Origin of the sequence: Aeromonas sp. R2-4 (genome assembly GCF_040908365.1) — a bacterium.
Lineage (GTDB): Bacteria > Pseudomonadota > Gammaproteobacteria > Enterobacterales > Aeromonadaceae > Aeromonas > Aeromonas veronii.
Genome location: NZ_JBFODO010000018.1, coordinates 170,371 through 191,908, shown reverse-complemented (window position 1 = coordinate 191,908; position 21,538 = coordinate 170,371). Strand labels below are relative to the sequence as shown.

17 protein-coding genes and 1 pseudogene are annotated in these 21,538 nt (G+C 59.7%); 9 read left to right on the top strand and 9 right to left on the bottom strand.

Going from position 1 to position 21,538, the window contains the following annotated elements; genetic code table 11:
• The first annotated feature begins 75 nt into the window (after positions 1 to 75).
• The 6 genes from AB5Z05_RS09305 (at position 76) to xdhC (ending at position 8,713) form a co-directional block, all read left to right on the top strand.
• Positions 76 to 1,599 (top strand): nucleobase:cation symporter-2 family protein, encoded by a 1,524-nt coding sequence (locus AB5Z05_RS09305; RefSeq protein WP_106843656.1) that lies wholly within the window; start codon positions 76 to 78, stop codon positions 1,597 to 1,599.
• Positions 1,600 to 1,651: 52 nt separating this feature from the next.
• On the top strand, positions 1,652 to 2,968 hold the full coding sequence (guaD, locus tag AB5Z05_RS09300) for a guanine deaminase (protein ID WP_368151193.1): 1,317 nt from the start codon (positions 1,652 to 1,654) through the stop codon (positions 2,966 to 2,968).
• A gap of 398 nt (positions 2,969 to 3,366) precedes the next feature.
• Entirely contained in the window at positions 3,367 to 4,668 is a 1,302-nt protein-coding gene (locus AB5Z05_RS09295; RefSeq protein WP_180343373.1) for an NCS2 family permease, read from the top strand.
• 373 nt (positions 4,669 to 5,041) lie between these two features.
• A complete protein-coding gene (gene xdhA / locus AB5Z05_RS09290) occupies positions 5,042 to 7,360 on the top strand; it encodes a xanthine dehydrogenase molybdenum-binding subunit XdhA (protein ID WP_368151191.1) in 2,319 nt (772 codons plus the stop codon).
• Positions 7,353 to 8,231: a xanthine dehydrogenase FAD-binding subunit XdhB gene (xdhB, locus tag AB5Z05_RS09285; protein WP_368151190.1), complete on the top strand. Its 879-nt coding sequence runs from the start codon at positions 7,353 to 7,355 to the stop codon at positions 8,229 to 8,231. Before xdhA ends, xdhB begins: the two co-directional genes overlap by 8 nt.
• Positions 8,228 to 8,713 (top strand): xanthine dehydrogenase iron sulfur-binding subunit XdhC, encoded by a 486-nt coding sequence (xdhC, locus tag AB5Z05_RS09280; RefSeq protein ID WP_005336775.1) that lies wholly within the window; start codon positions 8,228 to 8,230, stop codon positions 8,711 to 8,713. Before xdhB ends, xdhC begins: the two co-directional genes overlap by 4 nt.
• Positions 8,714 to 8,830: 117 nt before the next feature.
• Here xdhC and AB5Z05_RS09275 read toward each other — a convergent pair whose 3' ends face one another.
• Positions 8,831 to 9,370 carry a glycine zipper 2TM domain-containing protein gene (locus tag AB5Z05_RS09275; protein WP_058058824.1) on the bottom strand — a complete coding sequence of 180 codons (540 nt, stop codon included), beginning with the start codon at positions 9,368 to 9,370 and terminating at the stop codon, positions 8,831 to 8,833.
• Between the two features lie 501 nt (positions 9,371 to 9,871).
• On the opposite strand from AB5Z05_RS09275, the gene AB5Z05_RS09270 reads away from it, so the two are divergent.
• Together AB5Z05_RS09270 and AB5Z05_RS09265 are read left to right on the top strand one after the other, a co-directional pair.
• Entirely contained in the window at positions 9,872 to 10,060 is a 189-nt protein-coding gene (locus AB5Z05_RS09270; RefSeq protein ID WP_005345660.1) for a hypothetical protein, read from the top strand.
• A gap of 234 nt (positions 10,061 to 10,294) precedes the next feature.
• Positions 10,295 to 11,917, top strand: a complete 1,623-nt coding sequence (locus tag AB5Z05_RS09265; RefSeq protein WP_368151187.1) for an acyl-CoA synthetase — start codon at positions 10,295 to 10,297, stop codon at positions 11,915 to 11,917.
• Positions 11,918 to 12,003: 86 nt separating this feature from the next.
• Here the strand turns inward: AB5Z05_RS09265 and AB5Z05_RS09260 are convergent, their stop codons facing one another.
• The gene (locus AB5Z05_RS09260) at positions 12,004 to 13,293 is read right to left on the bottom strand and encodes a sensor domain-containing diguanylate cyclase (RefSeq protein WP_139709375.1); all 1,290 of its coding nucleotides are present in this window, start codon (positions 13,291 to 13,293) and stop codon (positions 12,004 to 12,006) included.
• Positions 13,294 to 13,632: 339 nt separating this feature from the next.
• On the opposite strand from AB5Z05_RS09260, the pseudogene AB5Z05_RS09255 reads away from it, so the two are divergent.
• Positions 13,633 to 15,162: pseudogene (locus AB5Z05_RS09255) on the top strand (P-loop NTPase fold protein).
• Positions 15,163 to 15,195: 33 nt separating this feature from the next.
• Here the strand turns inward: AB5Z05_RS09255 and hisIE are convergent.
• From hisIE to hisD, 7 genes are read right to left on the bottom strand one after another with little or no spacing between them, the layout of a single operon-like run.
• Entirely contained in the window at positions 15,196 to 15,846 is a 651-nt protein-coding gene (gene hisIE / locus AB5Z05_RS09250; RefSeq protein WP_368151185.1) for a bifunctional phosphoribosyl-AMP cyclohydrolase/phosphoribosyl-ATP diphosphatase HisIE, read from the bottom strand.
• Positions 15,839 to 16,612, bottom strand: a complete 774-nt coding sequence (gene hisF, locus AB5Z05_RS09245; protein WP_043820204.1) for an imidazole glycerol phosphate synthase subunit HisF — start codon at positions 16,610 to 16,612, stop codon at positions 15,839 to 15,841. The genes hisIE and hisF overlap by 8 nt, the downstream gene beginning before the upstream one ends.
• Entirely contained in the window at positions 16,612 to 17,373 is a 762-nt protein-coding gene (hisA, locus tag AB5Z05_RS09240) for a 1-(5-phosphoribosyl)-5-[(5-phosphoribosylamino)methylideneamino]imidazole-4-carboxamide isomerase (protein ID WP_368151183.1), read from the bottom strand. Before hisA ends, hisF begins: the two co-directional genes overlap by 1 nt.
• Positions 17,374 to 18,018 carry an imidazole glycerol phosphate synthase subunit HisH gene (gene hisH / locus AB5Z05_RS09235; RefSeq protein WP_368151181.1) on the bottom strand — a complete coding sequence of 215 codons (645 nt, stop codon included), beginning with the start codon at positions 18,016 to 18,018 and terminating at the stop codon, positions 17,374 to 17,376.
• Positions 18,018 to 19,127 carry a bifunctional histidinol-phosphatase/imidazoleglycerol-phosphate dehydratase HisB gene (gene hisB, locus AB5Z05_RS09230; protein WP_368151179.1) on the bottom strand — a complete coding sequence of 370 codons (1,110 nt, stop codon included), beginning with the start codon at positions 19,125 to 19,127 and terminating at the stop codon, positions 18,018 to 18,020. The genes hisH and hisB overlap by 1 nt, the downstream gene beginning before the upstream one ends.
• 15 nt (positions 19,128 to 19,142) lie before the next feature.
• Positions 19,143 to 20,213, bottom strand: coding sequence for a histidinol-phosphate transaminase (gene hisC, locus AB5Z05_RS09225; RefSeq protein ID WP_368151177.1), 1,071 nt, complete (start codon positions 20,211 to 20,213; stop codon positions 19,143 to 19,145).
• Positions 20,210 to 21,535, bottom strand: a complete 1,326-nt coding sequence (gene hisD / locus AB5Z05_RS09220; RefSeq protein WP_368151175.1) for a histidinol dehydrogenase — start codon at positions 21,533 to 21,535, stop codon at positions 20,210 to 20,212. The genes hisC and hisD overlap by 4 nt, the downstream gene beginning before the upstream one ends.
• Positions 21,536 to 21,538 lie beyond the last annotated feature (3 nt).

Below are 21,538 nucleotides of genomic sequence, written 5' to 3'. Positions count from 1 at the left end.
GGGCGCCAGCTCGCCCCCAGCGCCTGACGGCGGAATGAGTACTCCGCCTACATTCTGTGTGATGGGACAAACACGATGTCTAAAACAACACGCAAGCACTCGGATCTCATTTACGAGCTGGAAGACAAACCCCCGTTTTATCAAACCCTGATGGGCGCAGTGACCCATCTGCTGGCGATTTTTGTCCCCATGGTAACCCCGGCGCTGATCGTCGGCGGCGCCCTGGGTCTCTCCACCGAGACCACCGCCTATCTGGTCTCCATGGCGATGATCGCCTCCGGTATCGGCACCTGGCTGCAGGTGAACCGTTATGGCCCCATCGGTTCTGGGCTGCTCTCCATTCAGTCGGTCAACTTCTCCTTCGTGACCGTGATGATCGCGCTCGGCGGCGCCATGAAAAAAGATGGCATCCATGAGGAGCTGATCGTCTCGACCCTGCTCGGGGTCTCCTTCGTCGGCGCCTTTTTGGTGATGGGCTCCTCCTTTGTGCTGCCCTACCTCAAGCGGGTGATCACCCCGACCGTGAGCGGGGTAGTGGTGCTGATGATTGGCCTGAGCCTTATCAAGGTAGGGATCATCGACTTTGGCGGCGGCTTCTCCGCCATGAGCAGCGGCACCTTTGGCAAATACGAGCACATCGGACTGGGGCTGCTGGTGCTCTGTGTCATCGTCGCCTTCAACTGCAGCCGAAGCCCGCTGCTGCGGATGAGCGGCATCGCCATCGGTCTGATGGTGGGCTATGCGGTGGCCCTGATGCTCGGTATGGTGGATTTCTCCGCCCTTGAGGACCTGCCGCTTATTACGGTGCCGATCCCGTTCAAGTACGGTTTCTCCTTCGACTTTCACGCCTTTATGTTGGCGGGCACCATCTATCTGTTGAGCGTGCTGGAGGCGGTGGGGGACATCACCGCCACCGCCATGGTTTCCCACCGGGATATTCAGGGCCCCGAGTTTCAAAAACGGCTCTCCGGCGGCGTGCTGGCGGACGGGTTGGTCTCGGTCATTGCCTCGGCCCTCGGTTCCCTGCCGCTCACCACCTTTGCCCAGAACAACGGTGTGATCCAGATGACCGGGGTGGCGTCACGCCACGTGGGCAAGTTTATCGCCGTCATTCTGGTGCTGCTGGGGCTCTTCCCGGTTGTGGGGCGCTTCTTTACCACCATACCGTCACCTGTGATGGGGGGCGCCATGGTCATCATGTTCTCGATGATCGCCATCGCCGGTGGTCGCATCATCATCAGCCACGGTTTCGATCGGCGGGAGACCCTGATTGTCGCCACCTCGCTGGGTCTTGGGCTCGGGGTTTCCTATGACCCGAACGTCTTCAAGGTGCTGCCGGCGGGTATCTACATGCTGGTGGAGAACCCCATCTGCGCCGGCGGCATCACCGCCATCATCATGAATCTGGTGTTGCCGCAAAGCCGCAAGCGCAAGGCGGCCGTCAGGGATGCCGAGGCGGTGGAGGTGATCCAGCTGAGTGACAAGCCGGATGTGATCTTTACCGCCCGCAGCGCAGGCCTGTCATCGGCCAGCAAGGGGGAGGGTTCACCAGAGCCAGTGCCCGGGCAGGCGGTGGCGCCACAAGTGGAACGGATCTGACGGTTAAACCGGCAAAAAACGTCAACAGAACAAGAAAAACAGGGAAACGGTTATGAAAAACGACAACTCTATCAAAGCGGTACGCGGCAGCTTCTTCGATATCACCCGGGTGGTGGATCAGCCCGAGGAGATTGAGTCCAACGCCCGTCTTATCGAGGATGGCCTGCTGATCATTCGCAACGGCTGCATCGACTGGTTTGGTGAGTGGGAGGAGGGGAAGGCGCGTATTCCGGCCGAAGTGCGGGTGCGCGATTATCGCGGCAAGATGATAGTGCCCGGCTTTGTCGATACCCACATTCACTATCCCCAGAGCGAGATGGTGGGAGCCTATGGCGAGCAACTGCTGGAGTGGCTCAACCGCCACACCTTCCCCGCCGAGCGGCGCTACAACGATCTCGAATATGCCCGCGAGATGTCTACCTTCTTTATCAAGCAGTTGCTGCGCAACGGCACCACCACGGCGCTGGTGTTCGGCACCGTTCACCCCGAGTCGGTAGACGCCCTGTTCGAGGCGGCCAGCCGTATCAATATGCGGATGATCGCCGGCAAAGTGATGATGGATCGCAATGCACCCGATTATCTACTCGATACCGCCGAGAGCAGCTATGTGCAGAGCAAGCAGCTTATCGAGCGCTGGCACGGCAATGGTCGCCTGCTCTATGCCATCACACCACGATTTGCACCCACCTCGACACCCGAGCAGCTGGCGATGGCGCGGCGACTGCGCGAAGAGTTTCCCACCACCTATCTGCACACCCATCTGTGCGAGAACAAGGACGAGATCGCCTGGGTCAAATCCCTCTTCCCGGCGCACAAGGGCTATCTCGATGTCTATCACCAGCATGGGCTGACCGGCCACAACTGCGTCTTTGCCCACTGCGTCCATCTGGAAGAGCAGGAGTGGGATTGCTTGAAGGAGACCGGCTCCACCATCGCGTTTTGTCCCACCTCCAACCTCTATCTCGGCAGCGGCCTGTTCAAGCTGCACAAGGCGTGGCGCAAGCAGGTGAAGGTGGGGATGGGCACCGACATCGGCGCCGGCACCACCTTCAACATGCTGCAGACCCTCAACGAGGCCTACAAGGTGATGCAACTGCAGGGGGAGCGGCTCTCGGCCTATCAGGCCTTCTATCTGGCCACTCTGGGCGGCGCCCATTCGCTGGGGCTTGACGAGAAGATCGGCAGCTTTGCGGTGGGCAAGGAGGCGGACTTCGTGGTGCTCGACCCGGTCGCCACCCCGCTGCAGCAGCTGCGTTATGACAACTCCACCACCCTGCGGGACAAGCTCTTTGTGCTGTTGACCCTGGGGGATGACAGATCCATCTACCGCACCTACGTGGATGGCCAACTGGTGCATGAACGGGGGTAGGGCTTGTAGTGGGCTGCCGCGGCGCAGCCCCAACGAATACGGCGGCTGGCGTGCCCCAAAGGGGCGCTAGTCTTGCCGCACGACAGGGGATCTCCCCGCATAGAACGTGAAATGGCCCGGTTTTGTTTGACCAGCAAGGCAAACGTTTGAGTCAAGGCTGCCTGCCCTGGTCTGTCTGTCGCATCTTCTGCCACCATCGCCTGTTTCTCATCAGACTGGCGCTCGGCAGACCCGCAGATCCTGTCGCCATTTCGTCATGGAACATTCAGGCGCGTGTGAAGGAGTTGGGTATGACCCAAGCAAACAGCAGGACAAACAGCGTGGAACAGCTGGCCAATGATGACGCCAGCCAGAGCGCACCAAAGCAACAGCCGCTAACGGCTCTTGATCGCTACTTTATGATCAGCGAGCGGGGCAGCAACGTCAGACAGGAGGTACTGGCGGGCCTCACCACCTTCCTTGCCATGGTCTACTCGGTGATCGTGGTGCCGAGCATGCTCGGCAAGGCGGGCTTTCCCCCCGGCGCCGTGTTTGTCGCCACCTGTCTGGTGGCGGGGTTCGGTTCGCTCTTGATGGGGCTCTGGGCCAAGTTGCCGATGGCCATCGGCTGCGCTATTTCCCTCACGGCGTTTACTGCATTCAGTCTGGTGCTGGGGCAGCAGATCCCCATTCCGGTGGCGTTGGGGGCCGTCTTCCTGATGGGGGTGCTGTTTACCGCCATCTCGGTGACCGGAGTGCGTAGCTGGATCCTCGACAACCTGCCGATGGGAATTGCCCACGGTACCGGCATCGGGATCGGTCTCTTCCTGCTGCTTATCGCCGCCAACGGAGTGGGGCTGGTGATCAAGAACCCGCTGGAGGGGCTGCCGGTGGCGCTGGGGGCTTTTACCTCGATGCCGGTCATTATGTCCCTGATCGGCCTTGCGGTGATCTTCGGGCTGGAGAAGCTGAGAGTACCGGGGGGGATCTTGCTGGTGATTATCGCCATCTCCATCTTCGGCCTGATTTTCGATCCGGCGGTGAAGTATCAGGGACTGTTCGCCCTGCCGAGCCTCTCGGACGATCAGGGCAAGTCCCTCATTTTCAGTCTGGATATCATGGGCGCCCTCTCGCCGCTGGTGCTGCCCAGCGTGCTGGCGCTGGTGATGACAGCGGTATTCGATGCCACCGGCACCATCCGCGCCGTGGCGGGGCAGGCCAACCTGCTCGATAAGGATGGTCATATCATCAACAGCGGCAAGGCGCTCAGTGCCGACTCGGTCAGCAGCATCTTCTCCAGTCTGGTGGGGGCGGCCCCGGCTGCCGTCTATATCGAATCGGCGGCGGGCACGGCGGCGGGGGGCAAAACCGGCCTCACCGCGACTGTGGTGGGCGGCCTGTTCCTGCTGATGCTGTTCCTCTCGCCGCTCTCCTATCTGGTGCCGGCCTATGCCACCGCACCGGCCCTGATGTATGTGGGGCTCTTGATGCTGAGCAACGTCACCAAGCTCGATTTCGATGACTTTGTCGGGGCCATGTCCGGGCTGGTGTGCGCGGTCTTTATCGTGCTCACCTGCAATATTGTCACCGGTATCATGCTCGGCTTCAGCTCGCTGGTGATCGGCCGCATCTGCTCGAAGGAGTGGCACAAGCTCAACGTCGGCACCGTGGTCATCGCCCTGGCGCTGGTGCTCTTTTATGCTGGGGGGTGGGCTATTTAGGGATAACCCGCCCGTTTGGGGTCGCTCTGGCGGCCCCATTTTTATGCCTGTTATTTTTAGCCCGCCCATGCAGGCATTATGCCTAGGCTGTCTCCGCAGTTGGGGGGCATCGCGATACCATTTTGATAAATCCTCCTACCAGATTGATAGGCTCCCACCTTTGCTCTCCTCGCTTTGCCGCTTTTTTCACCGCTGATGTGCCCCGTTTGCTCAGGGGCTGCCCTTGGCTTGTCGCTTCGGGCCAACAAAAGCGGGCTAGATGGGATCCCCTTCACACTTCTCCCCATTGTCCTGACGATGGCGGGAAACAGGCGCATATCTTGCTGTTTTTTATGCCGGTTCCAGATTTTTCCATTCGAAAAAGGACTTGCATATGTCCATAGGATTACCGCTCAAGCGGGTGGATGCCGAGGCCAAGGTGACCGGCAGCGCCCGCTATACCGATGACAACATCATGCTCGGGATGCGCCACGCCAAGTACGTGCGAAGCAATATTGCCCACGGCAAGGTGCTCGCCATCGATGCGACCGAAGCGCTGGCCCTGCACGGGGTCGAAGCCGTATTTACCCATGAAGATGTCCCCACCACCTGTTTTCGCACCGCTGGTCACGCCTGGTCTCTCGATGAGGCGAAACGGGATGTGAAAGACCGGCGTCTGCTCACCGACCATGTACGCCACTTTGGTGATGGGGTCGCCATAGTCGTGGCCCGCGATCCACTGGTCGCCGAAAAAGCGGCTGCGCTGGTCAAGGTGACCTACGAACCGCTGCCGGTGATGACGGATGCCGAAAGTGCCCTGGCCGACGGAGCCTATCCCATCCACCCGAGCGGTAATCTGCTGCGCCAAAGTCAGCTTCGCACCAATGACCCGGAGCAGGCCATCGCGGCGGCCGATCTGCAGTTTCAGGGGCACTACCGGACGCCGGTGGTGCAGCACTGCCATCTGGAGACGGTGACCTGCTACGCCTACATGGATCAACCGGACCACATCATCGTCGTCAGCAGTACCCAGATCCCCCAGATAGTGCGCAGCCGGGTGGCCAAATCCCTCGGTCTGCCTTGGTCGAGCGTGCGGGTGATCAAGCCCTATATGGGCGGCGGTTTTGGCAACAAGCAGGATGTGCTGGAAGAGCCGATGGCGGCGTTTTTGAGCTACAAGCTTGGCGGCGTGCCGGTCAAGGTGACTCTGAGCCGGGAGGAGTGCTTTTTTGCCTCCCGCACCCGCCACGGCTTTGCCATCGATGGCAAGATGGGCCTCAACCGCGATGGCATCCTCAAGGGCTATCAGCTCGACGTGCTCTCCAACACCGGCGGCTATGCCTCCCATGGCCACTCCATCGCCAGCGCCGGTGGCAACAAGATCAGCTACCTCTATCCGCGCAGCGCCTTTGGCTATGACGCCAAAACCTTCTACAGCAACCTGCCCACCGCCGGTGCCATGCGCGGTTACGGCGCGCCGCAGGTGATATTTGCCCTTGAATGCATGCTGGATGACGCCTGCGCCGAACTGGGGCTGGATCCGCTTGATGTGCGCATCGCCAACGTGGCGAGGGAAGGGGACGTCAATCAGGTCAACCAGAAGACCATCTACAGCGCCGGGTTGCCGGACTGCCTGCTGCGTGGCCGCGAGATGTTCGAGTGGGATCGACTCAAGGCCGAGTGTCTGGGGCAGGATCCTGCCAGCCGGGTGCGGCGTGGCATCGGGGTAGCGTGCTTTAGCTACGGCTCCAACACCTATCCGGTGGGGGTCGAAATTGCCGGCGCCCGCATGCTGCTCAATCAGGATGGCACCGTCAATCTGCAGATCGGTGCCACCGAGATAGGGCAGGGGTCGGACACCGTCTTTGCCCAGATGGCGGCCCAGACGTTAGGCATTCCGTTTGAGCAGATCCGGGTCATCTCGACTCAGGATACCGACATCACCGCCTATGATCCGGGCTCGTTCGCCTCGCGCCAGAGTTATGTGGCGGCCCCTGCCATCCATCAGGCGGCGCTGCAGTTGCGGGCCCGCATCCTCTCGCTGGCGGCCCAGCTCTGCCATCAGGATGTAGGGTCGCTGACCCTGATCGACGGCTACGTGGTGCTGGCCGGTGCGCCGGAGAAGGTGCTGATCAGCGTCGCCGAGGTGTCGGTCAACGCCTATTACCATCTCACTATCGGCGGCCAGATCACCTCCGAGGTCTCCCACAAGACCACCACCAACCCGCCGAGTTTCGGCTGTACCTTTGTCGATCTCAGCGTCGATATCGATCTCTGCAAGGTGACCATCAATCGCATCATCAACCTGCACGATGCGGGCAAGATCCTCAACCCGCAGTTGGCTGAGGGGCAGGTGCATGGCGGCATGGGGATGGGGATCGGCTGGTCCCTGTTCGAGGAGATGATCATCGACGCCAAGACTGGCGTGGTACGCAACCCCAACCTGCTCGACTACAAGTTCCCCACCATGCTGGATTTGCCGGAGCTTGAATGCGACTTCGTGCAGACCTACGAGCCCCAGTCGGTCTATGGCCACAAATCCCTGGGGGAACCGCCCATCATCTCGCCGGGCCCCGCCATCCGTAACGCCATTCGCATGGCGACCGGGGTGGCCATCAACGAGCTGCCCATCACCCCCAAAACCCTGTTCCGGGAGTTTGTCGCGGCGGGTTTGATTGGCGAGGGATCAGGGGAGGAGCAACACCATGTTTGATATTGCCCGTTACTACAAGGCGCACAGTGTGGCCGAGGCGGTCGCCCTGCGTCAGGCTGACCCCGAGGCGCGCCTCTTGGCCGGTGGCACCGATGTGATGATCCAGCTCCATCACCTCAACGCTGCCTATCGTCATATCGTCGATATTCACGACTTGCCCGAACTCAAAGGGGTGTGCGAGTTGCCTGATGGGTCGATCCGCATCGGCTCCGGCACCACCTTTACCGAGATCATCGAGAACGAACTGGTGCAGCGCCGCCTGCCGATGCTGGCGGAAGCGGCCGCCACCATCGCCGGCCCGCAGATCCGCAACATCGCCACCTATGGCGGCAACATCTGTAACGGCGCCACCAGTGCTGACTCGGCGGCGCCCACAGTGGCACTGGAAGCAGAGCTGCAAATCGCCGGGCCCAATGGCACGCGCCGTATCCCCATCGCCGGTTTTCACACCGGTCCTGGCAAGGTGGCGCTGCAACCGGCGGAAATTCTGGTGGCATTTCACTTTGCGCCGGATTCTCACCCTCATGTGGGCTCCCACTACTTCAAATACGCCATGCGCGATGCCATGGATATCGCCACCATCGGCTGCGCCGCCTACTGTCAGATTGAGGATGGTCACTTCAAGAGTCTGCGGCTGGCCTACGGGGTGGCGGCCCCGACCCCGGTGCGTACCCCGCACGCAGAAGCGGCAGCCGAAGGGCAACCCCTGACTCGCGCCACACTGGCCGCCATTGCCGAGGCTGTGGTGGCCGATGTGGCGCCGCGATCCTCCTGGCGGGCGGAGAAGGAGTTTCGCCTGCACCTTATCAAAACCCTGGCGCAGCGGGTGGTTGCCTGCGCAGTCGAACGTGCCGGAGGCAAGATCCTATGATGCAACCGCAAAGCTGTCCCGCAGTGGAGATCCAGTGCGAGATCAACGGCAAGCCTTACTCCTATGCAGTGCCGCCCACCATGTCGCTGCTCCACTTTTTGCGCGGGCAGGGGCTTATCAGCGTGAAAGAGGGGTGCAGTGTCGGTGAGTGCGGCGCCTGTACCGTGCGGGTGGATGGCACCGCTATCGACAGCTGCCTCTATCTGGCGGTCTGGGCCGATGGCAAATCCATTCGTACCGTGGAGGGGGAACGCAAAGGTAACGAGCTCTCTGATGTGCAGCAGGCCTTTATCGACGAGGGGGCGGTGCAGTGCGGTTTTTGCACGCCTGGTCTTGTGATGGCGAGCGCCGCCCTGCTCGACAAGACCGAACGCCGTCCGCTGACCGATGCGGAGATCCGCCGCGGGCTGTCGGGCAACCTCTGCCGCTGTACCGGTTATCAGAACGTGGTACGGGCGGTGAAGAAGTGTTGCAAAGGGTGATAGTTCGGGTGCCGTGAGTGGTGCGTGCCGTTATTTGAAAAAAGGAAATCAAGCCGCCCAAAAACACAGGCCCGCCTCGAAAGAGGCGGGCCTGCTGCTGAGTGGGGTCAGGAGAAATCACACTTTTGGCTGGTCGATCACCAATTTGCCATCTTTGACCGGAATGGTGGCGCCCGGGACTTGCTTCATGCGGATCACCCCCTCCTGACCTGCGAGGCGATAGGTCACGTCATAACCTATGGTGTTGACGCTCGTATCCTGCACGGTCTTGCAGCGCTGCTCGGTGGTGGTGTAGGTATCGCCCGCCTGCATATTGCCCTGCACCTGATTACCGGCATAGCCACCCGCGACGGCCCCTGCAGCAGTGGCCACCTTCTTGCCGCTGCCGCCGCCAAACTGGTGGCCAACCACGCCACCCAGCGCCGCGCCAACCACTGTGCCGAGGATCTTGTGCTCATCCTGTACCGGCTTGCGGTGGGTCACGGTGACGTTGCGACACTCCTGTCGGGGAGTCTTGATGGTCTCGGTGATCGGCTTGCTGGCGATCACCTCGGCAAAGGTGGGCTGGGGTGTAAAGAGGGAGCCGCTGGCCGCCGCCGAGAGTGCCAGGGCCGAGGCGATGCCAATACCGATACCTGCCATCATGGATCTGTTCATCTTGTTGTTCTCCTGCATACCCATACGGGCTGTTCCAATCTGGCGCCATCTTGTCATAACCGGTTGGCCGGACAAGGCGAGGGGGATGGGCCTGCGACAGGCGCTGGCAAGGTCAAAAAATAGCCACCATGAAAAAGAGTCGGGCTTTGGCGACAACGGACTAAAAGTGACCAGTTTCCGTCGCATGGCGGGCTTTGCCAGTGTGATAAGGCGCAATTCGAGTCGCAATTTGCAAGGCGGGCGGTGAGCAGAATGCCAGAGTGGCAAAGTGCTGACGGGGGCAGGTCAAGGGAGGCCTTGAGCAAGGGCTCTGTTCGTTGAGATGGCCACGCAAGTGGTTGATAAATGGCTCCAGCCCCATCGGATGTTGGCCGATAAGAGATCACGGCAAGCATTTTGCTTTGATTGGGTGAAGCAGAGGGTGAACGGGTCGGCAGACAACGGCGTAAGACCTGATATGAAGATGTTCACCCGAGATCACCGGATCAACGAGGGGGAGATATGTCAATGTTACCCAGCTGGATCACCCCGGCCATCCAGGCCAACATCATCACGGTGCAGCAGGCCGAACGTCTGCTCTCATCCCTCTACCGGCCCCTGGCCGAGCAGGGAGAGGAGCTTCCCGCCGATATCGCCGACATCAGCCTTAAACTCTACTGCTTCCGCCAGCAGGGGCGGGTGCGCCACTAACGATGATTGAGGTAAAGCCTTCGCCATTGGCGGGGGCTGGCTTGCCCGAACTCGCACCGAATACCTTTTCCGCTCTTCCTCTAAGACGTTTTGCTAATACCTGCCGCCACAGGCTCACTGTTAGGCTGTCATCCCCATAAGAGACCAGTGACGGGCAGGATGCCTATGTCGCTGTCTGATCTCTGAATCATCCCGAAACTGCCCGTTTTGTGCCACCTGTGAGGAAGGAATCCGATGACAGTGCAGAACATCTATGAGCGCGACCTTGCCAAAACCGCCGCCAATTTCGAGGCCCTGACCCCCATCAGCTTTCTGGGGCGGGCGGAGCGGGTCTATCCCGACTATCCGGCGCTGATCCACGGCCCGCTGCGCCAGAGCTGGGGCGAGACTGCCCGCCGTTGCCGCCAGCTGGCCTCGGCCCTGCGGCTTCGCGGTATTGGGGAGGGGGATACCGTCTCCATCGTTGCGCCCAATATCCCGGCGATGTTTGAAGCCCACTTCGGGGTGCCCATGAGCGGCGCTGTGCTCAACACCATCAATACCCGGCTCGATGCCGAGTCGATGGCTTTTATCTTCCAGCATGCCCAGAGCAAGGTGGTGCTGGTGGACAGGGAGTTTGGCGCCGTGGTGCGCAAGGCGCTGGGTCTGCTGGAGCGCCAACCGCTGGTCATCGCCATCGACGACCCCCTCTACCGGGGAGGGGCGCTTGTCAGTGAACTGACCTATGAGGCTTTTATTGCCACTGGTAATGGCGATGAACCCGGCTGGTTGCCAGAGGATGAGTGGCAGGCCATCTCCCTTAACTACACCTCCGGCACCACCGGCAACCCCAAGGGGGTGGTCTATCACCATCGCGGCGCCCACCTCAACGCCATCAACAACGTACTCTCCTGGGAGCTGCCCAAACATCCCGTCTACCTCTGGACCTTGCCGATGTTTCACTGCAACGGCTGGTGTTTCCCCTGGACGCTGGCGGCCACCGCCGGGGTGAGCGTCTGCCTGCGGCATGTGCAGGCGGCCGCCATTTATGAGGCGCTGCATGAGCACAAGGTGAGCCACTTCTGCGCGGCGCCCATCGTGCTCAATATGCTCAACAATGCCGATCCGGCGCTCAAGCGGGGGCTGGATCACCCCATCAAGGTGATGACCGCTGGCGCTGCGCCCCCCGCCACCGTGATCGCCGGGATGGAGGCGATGGGGATCGCCGTGACCCACGTCTATGGCCTCACCGAAACCTATGGCCCCTGCGTGTTGTGCGAACCGCAAAGAAGCTGGCAAGGTCAGGATGCCACGGCGCTCTCCCGCCTCAAGGCGCGCCAGGGTGTTGCGTCGCCTCTGCAGGGGGATATGCGGGTTATCAATCCGGTCACTGGCGAGCCGGTGGCCAAAGATGGCAAAACCATGGGGGAGATAGTGCTGCGGGGCAATGTGGTGATGAAAGGCTATCTGAAAAATCCGGCGGCCAGCGCCGAGGCGATGGCGGAGGGGTGGTTTCGCAGTGGCGATCTGGCGGTGTGGCACCCGGATGGTTATGTGGAGATCAAGGACAGATCCAAGGATATCATCATCTCGGGCGGGGAGAATATCTCCAGTCTGGAGGTGGAAGATGTGCTCTATCGCCATCCCGATGTGGACGAAGCGGCAGTGATCGCCATGCCCGATGAGAAGTGGGGGGAGGTGCCCTGCGCCTTCGTCAAACTGAAAGAGGGGCGAGAGACCACCCAGGCGGAGCTGATCGCCTTTTGCCGGGAGCAGATGGCCCACTTCAAGGCCCCCAAACGCATCATCTTCACCCCGCTGCCGAAAACCTCGACAGGCAAGGTGCAAAAATTCGTGCTGCGCAAACAGCTGGGGTAGCGGCCTGTTCGTAAGGAGCCAGCACAGACTTTCATAGGAGGGAGATACGAGGGAGCTGGAGGGCTGCGGGCCCTCCCGTTGTATGGCTAGGGAGCCTTGCAGGCGACGCAGTTGCGGCCGCTCTGTTTAGCCTGATAGAGCATCTGATCGGCGCGGGCGTAGAGGCTCTCCATCAGCTCCCCTTCGCCATTTTCCACCAGTCCGGCGCTGATGGTGATGACCAGTTTATCCCCATCTGGCAGGGGCAGCGGGCTGTGCATCACCTGCAGGCGCAGTCGCTCGGCCAGTGATACGGCGGCCGAGAGGGTGGTGTTGGGCAGCAAGATGGCAAATTCGTCACCGCCGATGCGGGCCAGCACATCTTCGCTGCGCAGCACCGATTGCATCACCCTGCCCAGATGCATCAGCGCGCTATCTCCAAGGGGATGACCGAAGCGATCGTTGATGCACTTGAACTGATCCACATCCAGCACCATCAGCACCGAGGTGAGGTGGTGGCGCATGTCCAGACTGAGGTTCTTCTCGCACAACTCGAAAAAGAAACGGCGGTTGTAGAGACCGGTGAGGCCATCGCGCACCGACTGTTGGTGCAGCTGCTCCTTGAGCTGGTGCAGTTCGGTAATGTCGGAGGAGATACCGATCAGGGTGGGAGTGCCATCCCCCAGCAGAAAGGGCACCTTGACCGACCAGTAGTAGTGCTGATTGCCTTCGGGATCGGTCAGCATCTCTTCCCCGGCTTGCAGCTCGCCGGTTTCGAACACCCGGTTGTCCAGCCGCCACAGCTGGCAGGCGCTGGCAGCCGGGATCACCTCATCATCGCGTCGGTTGATGATCTGCTCGGCAGGAAGGCCCAGCAGATCGGCGACCTTTTGGTTGACGTAGAGAAAGCGGTGCAGGCTGTCCTTCATATAGATATGGGCATCCACGTTGGCGAGGATGATTTCCAGCAGCTGATGCTGCTCGGCCATGCGGGCCTCAATCAGCTTGTGTTCGGTGATATCGGTGGAGATGCCGCACAGGCCGATCAGGTTGCCATCCTTGTCATGGATGGGCTTTTTAACGGTCCAGTAGCAGCGCTTTTCCCCAGTGGATTTGAGGTAGTTGATCTCCTCCTGGGCGATGGCGAGTTGCTGCTCCAGTACCAACCGGTCGTTGCGTTGAATGGTGTCGGAGAATTCGAGATCAAAAAAGGCCCGATCATCCTGCCCCTGCAACTCGGCGAGGGTGCAGCCAAAGAGATCCAGCACCGCCTGATTGGCATAGGTGTAACGGCCCGCCAGATCCTTGGTAAACATGTAGGCGTCCGTCTCGTTGAAGATGGCTTTGAGGTGATCCAGCTCATGCTGTAACTGGATAGAGAAGGGTTCATCCTTCATGGGGTTAACCATCCTTGGTCAATGGAGTCGTTGTATACCGCGCTAATATATGTACCAACGGTTTAAATTAAGCACTGAACAGGCCATATTTCGTGTTTATTTCCGCAAGTTCTGCGCCATGTCACACGATTGTCATCGTTGGTGTGGTCAAAGGAAATCAACTGAGTCCGTGGCTATGCAGATAACCGTCCCACCTATATCGGCCCGGCATCGTGGGCCAGCAGCAGAGCAATTGCCCGGCAGTCAAATACGCCAGCCCGAGCGGCAGAAAGGGCAACAAACAGGTCTTTAATCAAACTATTTTCACTGTGCCCCTGATATCATCCTCAGCAACGCAATATGGAGAGATTCGAGATGGCAGTGGCACCGTTTAATTGGGATGACGCAGTTCAGTGGGACGGGCCGGGGGCCATTGCGGGCGGCGAAGAGCTGGCGGGTGATCGGCTGGATCGTGCCCGCTATGCCGAGTTTCTCACCAACTATCTGGTGGCAGAGGGCAAGCAGCGCAACTATGTGCTCAACCTCAATGCCGAGTGGGGGGCAGGGAAAACCTGGTTTATCAAGCGCTGGTATATGGAGCTTAAAACGCACTATCCCACCGTCTATGTCGATGCCTGACAGCAGGACTTTTCCGATGATCCCTTGCTTACGGTGATTTCATCGATCATTGAACAACTGAAAGCAGAAGCGGGTAGCCCTCAGCTTTCCCCCTATTTGTCGACCAAGCTGGCTTCATTACTGAAAGCAACTGCGCCGATAGTGACCAAGGCTCTGTTTAAAAAAGTCTCTGGCATCAATATCGATGAAGTCCAGGAGGTCATTACAGCTGATGACGCGGGCAAACTGGTTGAATCACTTTTTCAAGATACTCGTAAAAAGACAGAAGCAGTACAGTTGCTCAAACACGAAATACAGCAGTGGGTCGAGGCCATTATTGGCAAGAAAAAGAAACAGGCACCCGCATTTATCCTGATTGATGAGTTGGATCGCTGTCGCCCCTCCTATGCTGTGGAGATGCTGGAGACTATCAAGCATATCTTTGATATTAAAGGCGTGGTTTTTGTACTGGCAACAGATACCGAGCAGTTGCAGCATGCTATTAAGGTTATTTATGGGGCTGGTTTTGATGCGCAAAATTATCTTGGGCGTTTCTTTCAACGAAAGTTCACACTGAATGCCATTTCAAAACGCGATTTCATTACTACAAAGCTAGAAAATCGTATCCCTCTGACATCAAGCATTAAAATGTGGCCAGACATTATGGCACCGAATGTGATTATAAATGTGATAACAGCCATCTGTGATTATTTTTCTATGAGTCTGAGGCAAGTAGAACAACTTGTAGATAGATTTGTTGCGCTTATGAACATTAATTCACACGATGATGGGCAAATAGGTAGGCTGGATTTCATCTTTCTTGTTTATCTTTTTGCTTTGCATGAAAAAGACTATTCTTATTATAGATTGATTTCAGAGGGCAGAGTAGAAAGGCGTGGAGTTGGTGAACAGCATATAAATTCATTTGATGTGGCCTTGAGAAAACGGCAAGATAAAACCATACAGATTTCTTTATCACCAAGTCTAGTTTTAGGTAAACCTATAAATGATATATGGAAGGATGGTGAATACAATGTTTCACTTATTTCATTGTTATACCATTCATATGAAATGATGATATTGCATGCCCATCATGCTAAATACAAATTAAATAATGACTCCGAATTGAAAAATGCAATATCTTTACATGTAAGTATTAATCCACTTAGTCACGTCGAAGCAGCTTTACTGGCTAGGCCTGAATTATCTCAGCTCGAACATCGTTTCGAGATATATAGAAATTTTGTGGAGGTGTCTGTTCATTTTGATTAAATAAAGCCGGGGTAACCCGGCTTTATTACCAGTTTATTTATTATGCCGCTCATAAAGCCGCTGTACCACATCCTGTAATCCCAGCCCTTCATTTTGTAGCAGCACGGTCAGGTGGTAGAGCAGATCGGCGGATTCGTTGATAAGCTCCTCCCGATCCTTGGCCATGGCGGCCAGCGCCACTTCTACGCCTTCTTCACCCACTTTCTGGGCGATACGCTTGGTCCCTTTGCCGTAGAGGCTGGCGGTGTAGCTGGTGGCCGGATCGGCCCCTTTGCGGGCTGCCAGCACCTGTTCCAGCTCTGCCAAAAAACCGAGGGGCGGCAGCGGGTGACCATGGAAGCAGGAGGTTGTCCCTTTGTGGCAGGTGGGACCGACGGGGTTGGCGGCAATCAGCAGGGAGTCCTGATCGCAGTCGGTGCTGATAGCCACGAGCTTGAGCACATTGCCCGAGCTTTCACCCTTGGTCCACAGTCGCTGTTTGCTGCGGCTAAAGAAGGTGACCTGACCGGTGGTCTGGGTCTTCTCCAGCGCTTCACGGGTCATAAAGCCCTGCATCAGCACCTCGCCGCTGGCGGCGTGCTGGACGATGGCAGGGATCATGCCATCGCACTTTTCCCAATCGAGCTGATCGGCAAGGGGGCGCGCGCTGGCGGTTGTTTGTGTGTTATCTGAGAAGTTATTCACGGATGGCGACTCCTTCGGTTTTCAGCCAGCGTTTCAATTCGGGAATGGGGATAAGGCCCTTGTGGAACACTGAGGCGGCCAGCGCCCCGTCCACATCGGCGAGGGTAAAGGCATCGCGAAAGTGTGTCATGGCACCGGCGCCGCCGGAGGCAATCAGCGGCACCTTGCAGACGCTGCGCACCAGTTTGAGCTGGTCGAGATCATAACCCTGACGCATGCCGTCCTGATTCATCACGTTCAGCACGATTTCGCCTGCGCCGCGTTTTTGTACCTCCTGCACCCAGTCGAGGGTGTGCCAGGCGGTGGTGCGGGTGCGGCTCTCGTCACCGGTAAACTGTTTGACCTGATAGTGGCCCGTGTCGGCGTCGAAGTAGGAGTCAATGCCCACCACCACGCACTGCACGCCAAAGCGCTCGGCCAGTCGGCTGATAAGGGTCGGGTCGGCCAGCGCAGGAGAGTTGATGGAGACCTTGTCGGCGCCAAATTCGAGGATCTGGCGAGCATCCTCCACGCTTTTGATGCCACCGGCGACGCAGAAGGGGATATCGATCACCTCCGCTACCCGGCTCACCCAGCTCTTGTCCACCACCCGAGCATCGCTGGAGGCGGTGATGTCATAGAACACCAGCTCGTCAGCACCCTCTTCGGCGTAGCGGCGCGCCAGCTCGACAATGCCGCCCATCACCTCGTGGTTGCGAAATTGCACCCCCTTGACCACCACGCCATCTTTCACGTCGAGGCAGGGGATAATGCGTCTTGCCAGCATCAGTTGCCTCCTGTGGTATCGGCAGCGGGAGCTTGCCAGCAGGCGATGGCGTCACCCACCGAGAATTTTCCCTCCAGCAGGGCGCGGCCAAGGATGATCCCCTTGACGCCGGAGCCCTTGAGCGCCTCGATATCCGCGATGCCGCCAATGCCGCCGGAGGCTTGAAAGGCGACGCTCGAGTAGCGGGCGCAGAGATCCCGATAGAGCTCGACGTTGGTGCCAGCCAGGGTGCCGTCACGGCTGATGTCGGTGCAGAGCACATGCTTGAGCCCGGCGGGGAGGAAGCGCTCGATCAGTGCCTCGATGGTCACACCGCTGTTCTCCTGCCAGCCTGCCACAGCGATATGGCGATTGCCCTGCTCATCGATATTGACGTCCAGCGCCAGCACGATCTGCTCGGGGCCATATTTCTCCATCCAGCTCGCTACCAGATCAGGGGATTTGACTGCGGTGGAGCCAATCACCACCCGGCTGGCACCGGCGGCCAGCAGATCTGCCACATCCTGCTCCGTGCGCACGCCTCCGCCGACCTGAACCGGCGCTTCGGTGGCCGACAGCAGTTGGGTCAGCAGTGGGAGCTGACGCGCCTTGGCATCCTTGGCACCGTCCAGATCCACCAGATGGAGCTGCACCGCCCCCTGGGAGACATATTCATCGAAGCGGGCTTGCGGGCTGCTGCTGTATTCGGTCTTCTGCTCGTAGTCCCCCTGATAGAGGCGAACTACCTGACCGTTGATAAGGTCAATTGCGGGAATGATCATTCATAGCTCCAGAAAATTTTGCAGCAAACGGGCACCGGCTGCGCCTGAGCGCTCCGGGTGGAATTGGGCGCCAAAGAAGTTGTCACGGGCCACAATCGCGGTAAAAGGGTTGCCGTAGTCACACGTCGCCAGCGTCGCTTCGGTTACCTCCAGCGCATAGGAGTGCACGAAGTAGAAGTAGCTGCCGCTCGGGATCCCCTTGAGCAGAGGATGGGTCTCGTCGTGCTCAATCTGGTTCCAGCCCATATGGGGCAGGCGCATGCTTGACTGGTGTAAGGTGCCGACCTCCATCAGCCGGATCTTGCCCGGCACTATGCCAAGGCAGCCGATAAGCCGCTCTGACGAGTCATCCGTACCCATGCTCTCTTCGGAGGCCTCCGCCAGCATCTGCATGCCAAGGCAAAAGCCCAGCAGCGGCTGCTTGGCGGCGCGAATAAGGGGCACCAGCCCGCGCTCGTTGAGGTTTTTCATGGCGGCTACCGCGGTGCCGACGCCGGGCAGGATCAGCTTGTCCGCCTGCTCGATATCGGCGGCCTGGCTTGAGACCAGCGGCTGCACGCCGAGGCGCTCGAACGCCATCCTGACCGAGGCCAGATTGGCACAACCGGTATCGATAATGACCAGCTTCTGCTTGCTCACATCCATCACAGCACTCCCTTGCTGGAGGGAAGCTCGCTCCCTTCCACCCGAATGGCCTGACGCAGGGTGCGGCCAAAGCCTTTGAACAGCGCCTCCACTTGATGGTGGGTGTTGCCGCTGCCCACCTTCATCTGCAGGGTGATGGCCATGGCATCCGACAGCGAGCGGAAGAAATGGGGCACCATCTCGGTGGCCATCTCGCCCACGTTGTCGCGACCAAAGCCGCTCGGGCAGTCAAATACGAAGTAGGGGCGACCGCTGAGATCCAGCGCTGTGCTCACCTCCTGCTCGGTCAGCGGGCGCGCATCGATCACCGCCTGCACCTCGTCCATCGCCAGCACAAAGCCGAAGCGGCCGATACCGCGCTTGTTGCCAAGGGCTTGACGCAGCGCCTGACCCAGCGCCAGCCCCACATCTTCCACCGTGTGGTGATCGTCGATATGCAGATCGCCGCTGACGTTCAGCTTGAGCTGGAAACCGGCGTGGGTGGCGATCTGATCCAGCATGTGATCAAAAAAGCCGATGCCGGTGGCGATCTGGTTGCCGCCACTCTTGTCCAAATCTAGGGCCACCTTAATACGGGTCTCTTTGGTGTAGCGCTCCACCGAGGCTACGCGCCCCTTGGACAACAGCTGATCACGGATGGCGAGCCAGTCGTGATCCTGCGGGTGGTAGCGGATCCCGCCAATGCCCATGTTCTCGGCCAGCTGCAGATCGGTCTGGCGATCGCCAATCACGAAGGAGTTGGCAAAGTCGATGCGACCGGAGGCGAGATAATCCTTTACCAGCCCAAGGTGAGGCTTGCGGCAGCTGCAGCCGTCGGTGGGGAAGTGTGGACAGATCAGCACCTGTTCCCACTTCACCCCTTGCGATTCAAACAGGTGCATCATCAGGTCGTGGGGTGGCTGGAAGTTCTCCAGCGGCAGGCTGGCGGTGCCCAGCCCATCCTGATTGGTCACCATCACCAGCACGTAGCCAGCGGCCTGCAACTCGCGCAGCACCGGAATGACCATGGGCTCGAAGCGCAGCTTGGCAAGGCTATCCACCTGCTTGTCGGTCACAGGCTCTTCAATCAGGGTGCCGTCGCGGTCGATAAACAAAAACGGGGTCTTCATCGCTACATCCTTGTCTTACAAAGTGGGAGAGGGCAGGTCACGCAGTACCGCCAGCACGGCATCCATCTCGCCCTGATAGCCGATGGTGACGCGAATGCTGTTATCAAGGCCGGGTTTGGTCGAGAAATCCCGCAGTATGATGCCGGCGGCCTTCATGGCAGCAAAGACGGCGGCGCCATCCACAAAGCGCACCAGCACGAAGTTGCCCTTGTCCTCGAATACTTCCTTCACGCAGGCAAGCTTGGCCAGCTCTGCCTTGAAGGTGGCTTTTTGCTTGTTGAGCTCTATCACTCGCTCCTGCATCAGCTCCAGCCCCATGGGGGAGAGGGCCTGCGTCGCGATCTGGGCGATGGGCTCGGGGATGGGATAGGGGGCGATCACCTTGGCCAGCATGGCGATCACCTCGGGGCTTGCCAGCGTAAAGCCGCAGCGGATCCCCGCCAGGGCAAAAGCTTTGGAGAGGGTGCGGGTCACCACCAGATTGGGGAAGCGGGCCAGCAGGTCCACCACGGACGCTTCCGGGCAGAACTCGATATAGGCCTCGTCCACCACCACGATGGCGCGATCCCTAGCTTTCTCCAGCAAAGCGATAAGGCCGTCGCGACCCACCAAATCCCCGGTGGGGTTGTTGGGGGAGCAGAGAAACACCAGTTTCACGTCGGACAGGCGATCGGCAATGGCGGGCCAGTCCGGTTGGCGGCTGGCGGTAAGCGGCTGCTCGACGATGCCGACGCCACAGGTCTCGGCGCTGATGGCGTACATGCCGTAGGTGGGCGGGCAGATGAGGATCTGATCTTCACCCGCTTCGCAGAAGGTGCGGATCAAGAGCTCGATGGCCTCGTCGGCGCCGCGGCTCACCAGCACTTGATCGGGATTGACCCCGGCATAGGCGGCATAGCCGTTCACCACCTCGGCCGGTTGGCACTCGGGGTAGCGGTTGAGGCGGCTCCCCTCGATGGTGAAGGGATAGGCCAGCGGTGCTTCGTTGGCATTGAGCCAGACGTGGCCCTTGCCGCCGATGCGGCGGGCAGATTGATAAGGGGTGAGGGCCCGCACCACGCGGCGCGCCAGATTGGCAATACTCATAACAAATCCTTCTGCTGTGCTGTTTGTTGGGGCGCGGCGGCTAGGGCGTTCAATCTCAGCGTCACGGCGTTCTTGTGGCCATCGAGCCCCTCGGCCTGGGCGATACGCTCGACGATAGGGCCAAGGCCCTGAATACCGCGCTCACTCAGCTCCTGCACCGTGTAGCGGCGCTGATAATCGGCGAGGCCAAGGCTGGAGCAGGTGCGGGCATAGCCGTAGGTAGGCAGAGTGTGGTTGGTGCCGCTGGCGTAATCGCCGACCGACTCGGGGGTCCATGCTCCGAGAAAGATGGAACCGGCGTTCTCGAGTTTATCCAGCAGATCGCGCGGGGCGCGGGTCTGCACAATCAGGTGCTCCGGCGCGTAGGCGTTGGAGATGGCGCACGCCTCGGCCAGATCGTCACAGAGGATCACCAGACTGCTGCCGAGCGCCTGCGCGGCGATATCCCGGCGGCTCAACTTGGCCAGCTGGCTCTTGATTTCCCCTGCGATGGCATCGGCCAGCAGGGGGGAGGTGGTCACCAGCACCACCTGACTGTCGGGGCCGTGCTCGGCCTGGGAGAGCAGATCCGCCGCCACGAAGGCCGGGTTGGCGCTCTCGTCGGCGATCACTAGCACCTCGGAGGGGCCGGCTGGCATGTCGATGGCGGCGCCGCGCCAGTCGCGGGAAACCTGCCCCTTGGCTTCGGTCACATAGGCGTTACCCGGGCCGAAGATCTTGTCCACCTTGGGGATGCTCTCGGTGCCGTAAGCCATCGCCGCGATGGCCTGGGCGCCGCCAATGGCGAACACCTTCTCGACCCCGCAAGCGCGGGCGGCAAACAGGATCTCGTCGCTGGCGGGGGACGGGGTGCAGAGCACTACTTCACGGCAACCGGCGATAGCCGCCGGAATAGCCAGCATCATCACGGTGGAGGGGAGCGGCGCGCTGCCCCCCGGCACATAGAGGCCGACTCGACTGATGGGTTGGGTGCGCAGCTCGCACACCACCCCGGGTTGGGTTTCCACTCTTACCACCGGCTGCACTTGCGCGGCGTGGAAGGTGCGAATATTGGCAATGGCCGCTTCGATGGCGCTTTTGATCTCGTCATCCAGTTGTGCGCAGGCAGCTTCAATCTCGGACTCGCTGACGCGCAACTGCTCACGGGGGGCGCGCTCGAAGCGCAGGCTCAGCTCACGCAGGGCCTCGTCACCCCGGCTGCGTACCGCTGCAATGATATCCCGCACCACGGCACCGATATCGGCCTCGTCATTGAGGGCGGGGCGGGTCAGCACGTCGGCCTGCTGGGCAGGGGAGAGGGTCTTCCAGATCAGGGTCTGCATGAT

What these genes read in the sequence shown, in the direction of transcription:
- AB5Z05_RS09305 (WP_106843656.1), top strand. Translation starts at nt 76, where the DNA reads ATGTCTAAAACAACACGCAAGCACTCGGATCTCATTTACGAGCTGGAA.
- guaD (WP_368151193.1), top strand. Translation starts at nt 1,652, where the DNA reads ATGAAAAACGACAACTCTATCAAAGCGGTACGCGGCAGCTTCTTCGAT.
- AB5Z05_RS09295 (WP_180343373.1), top strand. Translation starts at nt 3,367, where the DNA reads ATGATCAGCGAGCGGGGCAGCAACGTCAGACAGGAGGTACTGGCGGGC.
- xdhA (WP_368151191.1), top strand. Translation starts at nt 5,042, where the DNA reads ATGTCCATAGGATTACCGCTCAAGCGGGTGGATGCCGAGGCCAAGGTG.
- xdhB (WP_368151190.1), top strand. Translation starts at nt 7,353, where the DNA reads ATGTTTGATATTGCCCGTTACTACAAGGCGCACAGTGTGGCCGAGGCG.
- xdhC (WP_005336775.1), top strand. Translation starts at nt 8,228, where the DNA reads ATGATGCAACCGCAAAGCTGTCCCGCAGTGGAGATCCAGTGCGAGATC.
- AB5Z05_RS09275 (WP_058058824.1), bottom strand. Translation starts at nt 9,370, where the DNA reads ATGAACAGATCCATGATGGCAGGTATCGGTATTGGCATCGCCTCGGCC.
- AB5Z05_RS09270 (WP_005345660.1), top strand. Translation starts at nt 9,872, where the DNA reads ATGTCAATGTTACCCAGCTGGATCACCCCGGCCATCCAGGCCAACATC.
- AB5Z05_RS09265 (WP_368151187.1), top strand. Translation starts at nt 10,295, where the DNA reads ATGACAGTGCAGAACATCTATGAGCGCGACCTTGCCAAAACCGCCGCC.
- AB5Z05_RS09260 (WP_139709375.1), bottom strand. Translation starts at nt 13,293, where the DNA reads ATGAAGGATGAACCCTTCTCTATCCAGTTACAGCATGAGCTGGATCAC.
- hisF (WP_043820204.1), bottom strand. Translation starts at nt 16,612, where the DNA reads ATGCTGGCAAGACGCATTATCCCCTGCCTCGACGTGAAAGATGGCGTG.
- hisA (WP_368151183.1), bottom strand. Translation starts at nt 17,373, where the DNA reads ATGATCATTCCCGCAATTGACCTTATCAACGGTCAGGTAGTTCGCCTC.
- hisH (WP_368151181.1), bottom strand. Translation starts at nt 18,018, where the DNA reads ATGGATGTGAGCAAGCAGAAGCTGGTCATTATCGATACCGGTTGTGCC.
- hisB (WP_368151179.1), bottom strand. Translation starts at nt 19,127, where the DNA reads ATGAAGACCCCGTTTTTGTTTATCGACCGCGACGGCACCCTGATTGAA.
- hisC (WP_368151177.1), bottom strand. Translation starts at nt 20,213, where the DNA reads ATGAGTATTGCCAATCTGGCGCGCCGCGTGGTGCGGGCCCTCACCCCT.
- hisD (WP_368151175.1), bottom strand. Translation starts at nt 21,535, where the DNA reads ATGCAGACCCTGATCTGGAAGACCCTCTCCCCTGCCCAGCAGGCCGAC.